The sequence below is a fragment of the Micromonospora sp. AMSO12t genome (assembly GCF_008806585.1).
Taxonomy (GTDB): Bacteria; Actinomycetota; Actinomycetes; order Mycobacteriales; family Micromonosporaceae; genus Micromonospora; species Micromonospora reichwaldensis.
On sequence record NZ_WAAS01000268.1, the window covers coordinates 1 to 8,437 of the forward strand.

At 73.0% G+C, this 8,437-nt stretch carries 11 protein-coding genes and 1 pseudogene; 8 read left to right on the forward strand and 4 right to left on the reverse strand.

Annotated features, from left to right (window positions below; genetic code table 11):
• A pseudogene (locus F6X68_RS27185) lies at positions 1 to 175 on the forward strand (C39 family peptidase); the annotation flags it as partial.
• A gap of 204 nt (positions 176 to 379) precedes the next feature.
• Here F6X68_RS27185 and dusB read toward each other — a convergent pair.
• The 4 genes from dusB to F6X68_RS27205 all read right to left on the reverse strand — a co-directional run bounded on the left by dusB (position 380) and on the right by F6X68_RS27205 (position 4,048).
• On the reverse strand, positions 380 to 1,552 hold the full coding sequence (gene dusB, locus F6X68_RS27190) for a tRNA dihydrouridine synthase DusB (RefSeq protein WP_151456935.1): 1,173 nt from the start codon (positions 1,550 to 1,552) through the stop codon (positions 380 to 382).
• A gap of 60 nt (positions 1,553 to 1,612) precedes the next feature.
• Entirely contained in the window at positions 1,613 to 2,992 is a 1,380-nt protein-coding gene (locus F6X68_RS27195; protein ID WP_101412337.1) for a glycine--tRNA ligase, read from the reverse strand.
• A 114-nt stretch (positions 2,993 to 3,106) separates the two neighbouring features.
• Positions 3,107 to 3,580: a hypothetical protein gene (locus F6X68_RS27200; RefSeq protein WP_132240457.1), complete on the reverse strand. Its 474-nt coding sequence runs from the start codon at positions 3,578 to 3,580 to the stop codon at positions 3,107 to 3,109.
• Between the two features lie 126 nt (positions 3,581 to 3,706).
• Positions 3,707 to 4,048 (reverse strand): antibiotic biosynthesis monooxygenase, encoded by a 342-nt coding sequence (locus F6X68_RS27205; RefSeq protein WP_151456936.1) that lies wholly within the window; start codon positions 4,046 to 4,048, stop codon positions 3,707 to 3,709.
• 27 nt (positions 4,049 to 4,075) lie between these two features.
• On the opposite strand from F6X68_RS27205, the gene F6X68_RS27210 reads away from it, so the two are divergent.
• The 7 genes from F6X68_RS27210 to F6X68_RS27240 all read left to right on the forward strand — a co-directional run bounded on the left by F6X68_RS27210 (position 4,076) and on the right by F6X68_RS27240 (position 8,435).
• Complete coding sequence (locus tag F6X68_RS27210; RefSeq protein ID WP_151456937.1) at positions 4,076 to 4,333, forward strand: hypothetical protein; 258 nt, start codon at positions 4,076 to 4,078, stop codon at positions 4,331 to 4,333.
• A 54-nt stretch (positions 4,334 to 4,387) separates the two neighbouring features.
• Positions 4,388 to 5,350, forward strand: coding sequence for a metal ABC transporter substrate-binding protein (locus tag F6X68_RS27215; protein WP_151456938.1), 963 nt, complete (start codon positions 4,388 to 4,390; stop codon positions 5,348 to 5,350).
• Complete coding sequence (locus F6X68_RS27220) at positions 5,347 to 6,108, forward strand: metal ABC transporter ATP-binding protein (protein WP_151456939.1); 762 nt, start codon at positions 5,347 to 5,349, stop codon at positions 6,106 to 6,108. Before F6X68_RS27215 ends, F6X68_RS27220 begins: the two co-directional genes overlap by 4 nt.
• A 1-nt stretch (position 6,109) precedes the next feature.
• On the forward strand, positions 6,110 to 6,976 hold the full coding sequence (locus F6X68_RS27225; protein ID WP_151456940.1) for a metal ABC transporter permease: 867 nt from the start codon (positions 6,110 to 6,112) through the stop codon (positions 6,974 to 6,976).
• A 43-nt stretch (positions 6,977 to 7,019) separates the two neighbouring features.
• Complete coding sequence (locus tag F6X68_RS27230) at positions 7,020 to 7,319, forward strand: metalloregulator ArsR/SmtB family transcription factor (RefSeq protein WP_088998913.1); 300 nt, start codon at positions 7,020 to 7,022, stop codon at positions 7,317 to 7,319.
• Between the two features lie 2 nt (positions 7,320 to 7,321).
• Positions 7,322 to 7,714 (forward strand): transcriptional repressor, encoded by a 393-nt coding sequence (locus F6X68_RS27235; RefSeq protein WP_192581556.1) that lies wholly within the window; start codon positions 7,322 to 7,324, stop codon positions 7,712 to 7,714.
• Between the two features lie 115 nt (positions 7,715 to 7,829).
• Positions 7,830 to 8,435 carry a hypothetical protein gene (locus F6X68_RS27240; protein WP_151456942.1) on the forward strand — a complete coding sequence of 202 codons (606 nt, stop codon included), beginning with the start codon at positions 7,830 to 7,832 and terminating at the stop codon, positions 8,433 to 8,435.
• Positions 8,436 to 8,437: the final 2 nt, after the last annotated feature.

The window sequence follows — 8,437 nt, forward strand, 5'->3', positions numbered from 1 at the left end:
CACCGACGGCACCACCCACTCCTTCGAAGGCGGGCACTACATCAGCGTCGTCGGCTACCGCGACAACGGCAACACCGTCACCATCGCCGACTCCGCCAACCCCAACCAGGCCTCCTACCGCATGAGCGTCGACAACCTCGCCGACTGGATCGCCACCCGCGGCTACACCGCCTGACCCCACAGCGACACACCAACACACCACCCAGCACCGCGCACCACCCAGCGACAGGCGCACCACACAGCGACAAGGGCCGACCCCCACAAGGGGCCGGCCCTTTCGTCGTCTTCACCTTCACCCAGCATCCGCAGCCGGGCAGGCCGGGGCCGAGCCGCAGCCGGGAGCGCCGAGGCAGCCGAGGCCCGGGTGGCGGCCGAGGGCTCAGCCGCCCGAGTCAGCCAGTTCGGCGCCCTCCGGGACGGTGTCGTCGTCGCGGCTGGCCAGCCAGCCGTCCGGCAGGAAGACCTTGCCGGGCGAGTTGGTGCGGCCGCGCGGCTGGCCCAAGGTGGCCACGGGAAAGGGCTCGGTCGGGTCCAGCTTGCCGAGCAGGTCGTCGAGCTGGGCCAGGCTCTCGATCATGGCCAGCTCGCGGCGCAGCTCGCTGCCGACCGGGAAGCCCTTGAGGTACCAGGCGACGTGCTTGCGGAAGTCGGTGCAGCCGTCCCGCTCGCCCCGGGCGGGGGTACGGGAGCCGGCGGTGAACTGGTCGACCAGCAGTTCGGCGTGACGGCGCATCGTCCGCGCCACCTCGCCGAGGGTGGGCAGGCGGCGTTCCGGGCGGCCGTCGAACGCGGCCTCCAGGTCGGCGAAGAGCCACGGTCGACCCAGGCAGCCCCGGCCGATCACCACCCCGTCGACGCCCGTGTGCGCCACCATCCGCAGCGCGTCGTCGGCCTCCCAGATGTCGCCGTTGCCGAGCACCGGCACGTCGAGGGCCTGCTTGAGCGTCGCGATGGCGTCCCAGTCCGCCGTGCCGGAGTAGCGCTGCGCGGCCGTACGCCCGTGCAGGGCGACCGACGCCACGCCCGCGTCCTGGGCGGCGAGGCCCGCTTCGACGTACGTCAGGTGGTCGTCGTCGATGCCCTTGCGCATCTTGACCGTGACCGGCACCCCGGCGGGCGACGCGGCGTCCACCGCGGCCCTGACCAGCCGCGCGAAGAGCCGGCGGCGCCACGGCAGCGCCGAGCCGCCGCCCTTGCGGGTGACCTTGGGAACCGGGCAGCCGAAGTTGAGGTCGATGTGGTCGGCGAGGTCCTTCTCCACCACGATCCGCACGGCGGCGGCGGTGATCTCGGGGTCGGTGCCGTAGAGCTGGAGGCTGCGGGGCCGCTCGTCGTCGCCGAACGCGATCATGCGCAGCGTCTTCGGGTTCCGCTCGACCAGCGCGACGGTGGTGATCATCTCGCAGACGTAGATGCCGCCGCCCTGCTCCCGGCAGAGCTGCCGGAAGCCGACGTTGGTGATGCCGGCCATCGGCGCGAGCACCACCGGCGGCCACACCTCGTGCCGCCCGATGGTCAACGGGCGCAGTGCGGGAACGGTCGGCGCGGTCACCGGACAAGTGTACGGGCCCCAGCCGGCGCAACTTCCGCACCGGCCGGGGCCCGCCGCAGCTCAGCAGCCGGGGAGGCGCTCGATCAGGTAGCGCTCGACCTGGTCCAGCGCGATGCGCTCCTGGGCCATGGTGTCCCGGTTCCGGACGGTCACCGCGTTGTCGTCCAGGGTGTCGAAGTCGACAGTCACGCAGAACGGGGTGCCGATCTCGTCCTGGCGGCGGTAGCGGCGGCCGATCGCCTGCGAGTCGTCGAACTCCACCACCCAGCGCTTGCGCAGGTCGGCGGCGAGGCCCTTCGCCTTCGGCGAGAGCGCCTCGTTGCGCGACAGCGGCAGCACGGCCACCTTGACGGGGGCCAGCCGCGGGTCGAAGCGCATCACCGTGCGCTTGTCCACGCCGCCCTTGGTGTTCGGCGCCTCGTCCTCGTCGTACGCCTCGAGCAGGAACGCGAGCACCGCGCGGGTGAGGCCGGCGGCCGGCTCGATGACGTACGGCATCCAGCGCTCGCCCTTGGCCTGGTCGAAGTAGGACAGGTCGACGCCGGAGTGCTTGCTGTGCGTGGTGAGGTCGAAGTCGGTGCGGTTGGCGATGCCCTCCAGCTCCGCGAACTCGGTCCCGCCGAACTGGAAGCGGTACTCGATGTCGACGGTGCGCTTCGAGTAGTGGGAGAGCTTCTCCTTCGGGTGCTCGTAGAAGCGCAGGTTGCTCTCCGACAGGCCCAGGTCGAGGTACCAGTTCCAGCGCTCGGAGAGCCAGTACTCGTGCCACTGCTCGTCCGAGCCCGGCTCGACGAAGAACTCCATCTCCATCTGCTCGAACTCGCGGGTGCGGAAGATGAAGTTGCCCGGGGTGATCTCGTTGCGGAACGACTTGCCGGTCTGGGCGATGCCGAACGGCGGCTTCTTGCGGGCGACCGTCTCCACGTTCTTGTAGTTCACGAAGATGCCCTGGGCGGTCTCGGGCCGCAGGTAGTGCATGCCCTCCTCGCTCTCGACCGGGCCGAGGAAGGTCTTCATCAGGCCGTTGAACATCTTCGGCTCGGTGAAGGTGCCCTTGTTGCCGCAGTTCGGGCAGTTCAGCTCGGTCAGCGAGGCCGGCGGCTTGCCGTGCTTGGCCTCGTACGCCTCCTCGAGGTGGTCGGCCCGGAACCGCTTGTGGCACGACTGGCACTCGGTCAGCGGGTCGACGAAGGCGTCCAGGTGGCCGGAGGCGGCCCAGACGTCGCGGGCCAGGATGACGGCGGAGTCGAGGCCGACCACGTCGTCGCGCTGCTGGACCATCGTCTTCCACCACTGCCGGCGGACGTTCTCCTTGAGCTCCACGCCGAGCGGACCGTAGTCCCACGCCGACCGGGTGCCTCCGTAGATCTCGCTGGAGGGGAAGACGAAGCCTCGGCGCTTGGCGAGGCTGACGACGGCGTCGATACGGTCGGCTGGCATGTTTCCTCCTACGCCGACTGGCGGTCGGCGGGGACGCGGTAAGGACGGAAGGAACAGTTCGGGACAACGGTACGACCCGTGCCGTCCCGGGCCCAGCAGAATACCGGGGGCGGGTCAGCTCACCCCGCACACCTCCATGCCGCCGGTCTGCTGGTCCTGCCCGAGGGTGACCTCCTGCCGGTCCTGCCGGCCGCCCGTGTAGGTGACGTCGACGGGCACGGTGAGGGAGACGGCGTCCACGTCGCCCACCCGGAAGGTCGCGATCTGCGGCTCGGCGGCCACCCGGCGCTCGAACTCGCGGCGTGACTCGCGCCGCTGCGCGTCGTCGCAGAGCTGGTCGTACGCCGCGCCGTACTTCCGCTCCACCAGTGCGCGGTAGTAGTCGGTGGAGACGGTGCGTCCCTGCTCGCGCACGGCCTGCACCCCGGTCACGGCCAGGCCCACCACGGCCGCGCCGCCACCGCCGCAGCAGAGCAGCACGGCGAGCGCCCCGGCGCCCAGCCCGAGCCAGAGCCGGGTGTTGCGCCCCTCGGTGGGGGGCGCCGCGAACGGCGGGGTGACCCCCGGCCCGGCCGGCGGGGCGGGCACGCCCGGGTCCGCCGGCGGGCCGGGCACGGCGGGCGGCTGCGCCCCCTGCTGGCCGGGCGACGGAGGGTACGCCGGCGGGGTCGCCGGTCCGGGAGCGGTCATGCAAGCAATGTAGTGCCCACGGGCTCAGCGGTAAGGACCAGCGGCCCGATCGCTGGCGGCCGCGACGACGTCCCCGCCCGGGGCGGCGGTGGCGAGCGCCTCGTACGCCGACGGTTCGTCGAGCGACTCGGCGAGCAGCGGCACAGCGGTGATCTTGACGTCGAAGCCGCCCAGGGCCCGCCGGTAGGTGCCGACCGACTCCCACTCGGTGACCAGGCACCAGTGCCGGGGGTCGTCCAGCGCCCGGACCAGTTGGCCGCGCAGGTAACCGGGGCGGGCCGCGAGGGCGGCGAGGGCGGCGTGCGCCCGCTCGGTGAACTCGTCGGCGACATCGACGTCCACCACGAACCGGTTCGTCACCAGCACGGGGTTCCTCCTCGTAGAGTCTGTGGGATGCAGCGTACGCAGAGCCGGATGCCGGCCCGGTTGGCCCGGGCGAACCCGACGACGGTGTTCCTGGTCACCCTCGTGCTGGTGCTTGTCGCGTTCTTCACCCCCGGCGTGGTCGGCGGGTTGTTGACCCTGCTGCTCGCCGCGGCCGTGGCCGCGCTGCTGGTCACCACCTGGTCGGTGCAGACGGCGCCGACCCGGGTGATCCGGCTGGTGGCGCTCACCCTGCTGGTCACCGCGGGCCTGGTGAAGCTGCTCTGACATGCAAGCATGCGTTTTTGACAATCATTATCGTTGTCGCGGAGAGTTCATGGCATGAACATCCGCTCCGCCCCGCGCACCCTGGCCGTCGCCGCCACCGCCCTGCTCGCCCTGGGTGGCGTCACGGCCTGTTCCGACGACGGCACGACCGGCGCCGATCCGCAGCGGGTCGACGTGGTGGCCGCCTTCTACCCGTTGCAGTTCCTCGCCGAGCGCATCGGCGGCGACGCGGTGAAGGTGAGCAACCTGGTCAAGCCCGGGGCGGAGCCGCACGACCTGGAACTGAACCCGGGCCAGGTCGGCCAGGTCGCCGAGGCGGAGCTGGTCGTGCTCCTCAAGGGCTTCCAGCCGGCGCTGGACGAGGCCGTCGAGCAGAACGCCAAGGAGCGCGCGTTCGACGTGTCGACCGTGCAGCCGCTGCTTGACGCCGCCGCGGGCGGCCACGACCACGAGGGCGGGGAGCACGCCCACCCCGAGGAGCCCGGCCACGAGGAGGGCGGCGCCAAGGACCCGCACCTCTGGCTGGACCCGACCCGCCTCGCCACGGTCGGCGACAAGCTCGCCGAGCGGCTCGGCCGGGCCGACCCGGACCGCGCCGCCGACTACACGACCCGCGCCAAGGCGCTGCGCGTCGAGCTGGAGAAGCTGGACGCCGAGTTCACGGCCGGGCTGAAGACCTGCCAGCGGCGGGAGATCGTGGTGAGCCACACCGCCTTCGGCTACCTGACCGGGCGCTACCAGCTGGAGCAGATCGGCATCACCGGGCTCAGCCCCGACAACGAGCCGTCCCCGCAGCGCCTGGCCCAGGTCGCCCAGGAGGCCCGGGAGCACAAGGCCACCACGATCTTCTTCGAGACGCTGGTCAGCCCGAAGGTGGCCGAGACCATCGCCGCCGAGGTCGGCGCGAAGACCGCGGTGCTGGACCCCCTGGAGGGGCTGTCCACCGGCGGCGGCGACTACCTTTCGGTCATGCGCACCAACCTTGCCACCCTGCGAACGGCGCTGAGCTGCTCATGACGGCTCCAGTCATCACCGTCGCGCACGGGGTGGTCGGCTACGACGGCCGCCCCGTGCTGCGTGACGTCTCACTGACCGTGACCGCCGGCGAGGTGGTCGCGGTGCTCGGCGCCAACGGCTCCGGCAAGTCCACCCTGATCCGCGCCGCGCTCGGCCTGGTGCCGCTCAGCTCCGGGTCGGTCACCCTCTTCGACCGTCCGTTGCGCCGCTTCCGGCAGTGGCACCGGATCGGGTACGTCCCGCAGCGCCTCGGCGCCGGCAGCGGCGTACCGGCCACCGTCCGCGAGGTGGTGGCCTCCGGCCGGCTCGCCCGGCGCGGGGTGCTGCGCCCGGCCGGCGCGGCGGACCGGGCGGCGGTGACCGCCGCGCTGGAGGCGGTCGGGCTCGCCGACCGGGCCCGCGATCCCGTGGCCACCCTCTCCGGCGGGCAGCAGCAGCGCACCCTGATCGCCCGGGCGCTGGCCGGTGAGCCGGAGCTGCTGGTCCTCGACGAGCCGACCGCCGGGGTCGACGCCGCCAGCCAGGAGGCGTTCGCCAATGCGCTGCACGCCTTCGTCGCCGGTGGCGGCACGGTGCTGCTGGTGGCCCACGAGCTCGGGCCGCTGCGGCCGCTGATCAGCCGGGCGGTCGTCGTACACCAGGGTGGGATCTGCCACGACGGCGCGGTGCCCGAGCCTGCCGGCCACCACGCGGAGCCCGACCACGACCACGTGCACCCGCACGGTCCCGACGAGCCCGCCGGGCTGTGGAGCAGCTGAGATGGAACTCTTCCAGTACCCCTACATGCAGCGGGCCCTGATCGGCGCGCTGATCATCGGCCTGGCCGCCCCGGCGCTCGGCATCTACCTGGTGCAGCGGAAGCTCGCCCTGATCGGCGACGGGGTCGGGCACGTGGCGCTCACCGGCGTCGGCGCGGGCCTGCTGCTCAACCGCTCCCCCGTGCTCGTCGCGGTGGCCGTGGCGACCGCCGGCGCGATCACCATCGAGCTGGTCCGCGCCCGCGGGCGCACCTCCGGCGACCTGGCCCTGGCCCTGCTCTTCTACGGCGGCATCGCCGGCGGCGTGACGCTGGTCGGGCTCTCCGACAGCACCAGCGCCAACCTCAACGCCTACCTGTTCGGGTCGCTGACCACGATCTCCCCGCAGGACCTGACCACCATCGCGGTGCTCGGCATCGCGATCGGGGTGACCATGCTGGCGCTGCGCCCGGCCCTCTTCGCGGTCTGCCACGACGAGGAGTACGCCCGCGTCTCCGGCCTGCCGGTGCGCACGCTCAACCTGCTGCTCGCCGTGGCCACCGCCGTCACGGTGACGATCGCCATGCGGGCCGTCGGGGTGCTGCTGATCAGCGCGCTGATGGTGGTGCCGGTGGCCACCGCGCAGCAGGTGACCCGGGGGTTCCGCAGCACGATGGCGGCGGCGATGGCGCTCGGGCTCTTCGCCGCCGGCTCCGGGGTCTGGGTGGCCGCGAACGCCGACACCGCCCCCGGCGCCTCGGTGGTGCTGATGGCGATCGCCTCGTTCGGGGTGGTCGCGGTCCTCGGCGCGGCGTGGCGGATGCTGCGCCGGCGGCGCACCCCCGCCGCCGCGCCCACGCCGGAGCCGCACGAGGTCGTGCTCCACTGATCCTGGTCAGCGCCGTGTCAGTGGGATTGGTTACCGTTACAGGGTGACCGACGGATCAGGCTACGACGCCTTCGAGGGCGCGAGCGAGCTGCTGCGTGCCCTCTCGGCACCGATCCGGCTGGCCATCGTCAGCGAGCTCGCCGAGGGCGAGCGCTGCGTGCACGAGCTGGTCGACAAGCTCGGCGCCGCCCAGCCGCTGGTCTCCCAGCACCTGCGGGTGCTGCGGGGCGCCGGCGTGGTGCGCGGCTCCCGGCGGGGTCGCGAGATCGCGTACGCGCTGGTCGACGAGCACGTCGCACACATCGTGGCCGACGCGGTGAGCCACGCCGGGGAGGGATCATGATCATGGCGGGTTCCACGGTCCGCAACACCCGGCAGCGCTCGGCGGTGAGCGCGCTGCTCGGCGAGCTGGAGGGCTTCCACAGCGCGCAGGAGCTGCACGCGATGCTGCGCGAGCGCGGCGAGCGGGTCGGGCTGACCACCGTCTACCGCACGCTCCAGGGGCTCGCCGACACGGGCGAGATCGACGTGATGCGCCCGCCGGGCGGCGAGCACCTCTACCGCCGGTGCAGCGAGGGCCACCACCACCATCTGGTCTGCCGGACCTGCGGCCGCACCGTGGAGGTGGCGGGGCCGACGGTGGAGAGCTGGGCCGAGCGGGTGGCGGCGAAGCACGGCTACGCCGACGTCAGCCACACCCTGGAGATCTTCGGCACCTGCCCGGCCTGCGCGAGCTGACCCCGCCCGTAGCGCCGTCCGCCGGGCCCCGTTGCGTCGGCGCCCGCCGTCCGCCGGACTGAGTGCCGTCGTTCGCGCCGTGCCAGGGGCCCGCGCACATGGCACGCTGTCCGGCGTGAAGATCTACGCCGATCGTTTCCCGACCGCCGTCCGACAGTTGATCACCGACCTGCTCGTCGTCGCCTGGGTGTACGGCGCGATCCGTGGCGCGCTGTGGCTGCACGACCTGGTCCAGAAGCTCGCCGTACCCGGGCAGAAGCTGGAGGGGGCCGGCGGCGGCCTGGCCGACAACCTGGCCGACGCCAGCGGCAAGGTCGGCCGGGTGCCGCTGGTCGGCGACGAGCTGACCGCGCCGTTCGAGCGGGCCGCCACCGCCGCCCGCTCGCTGGCCGAGGCGGGGCGCGACCAGCAGGAGCTGGTCGACCAACTCGCCCTCGCGCTGGCCGTCGCCGTGCTGGTCTTCCCGCTCGGCCTGGTGCTCTTCGGCTGGCTGCCGCTACGGGTGCGCTGGATGCGCCGGGCCGGCTCGGCCGCGAAGCTGGCCGCCGCGCCCGCCGGCCGGGACCTGCTCGCCCTGCGCGCGCTGGCCACCCAGCCGCTGGGGCGACTGACCCGGATCGCCCCCGACGTGGCCGAGTCGTGGCGGCGCGGCGACGACGCCACCGTCGACGCCCTCGCCGCCCTGGAACTACGCCACCTCGGCCTACGCCCCGGTCGCTGACC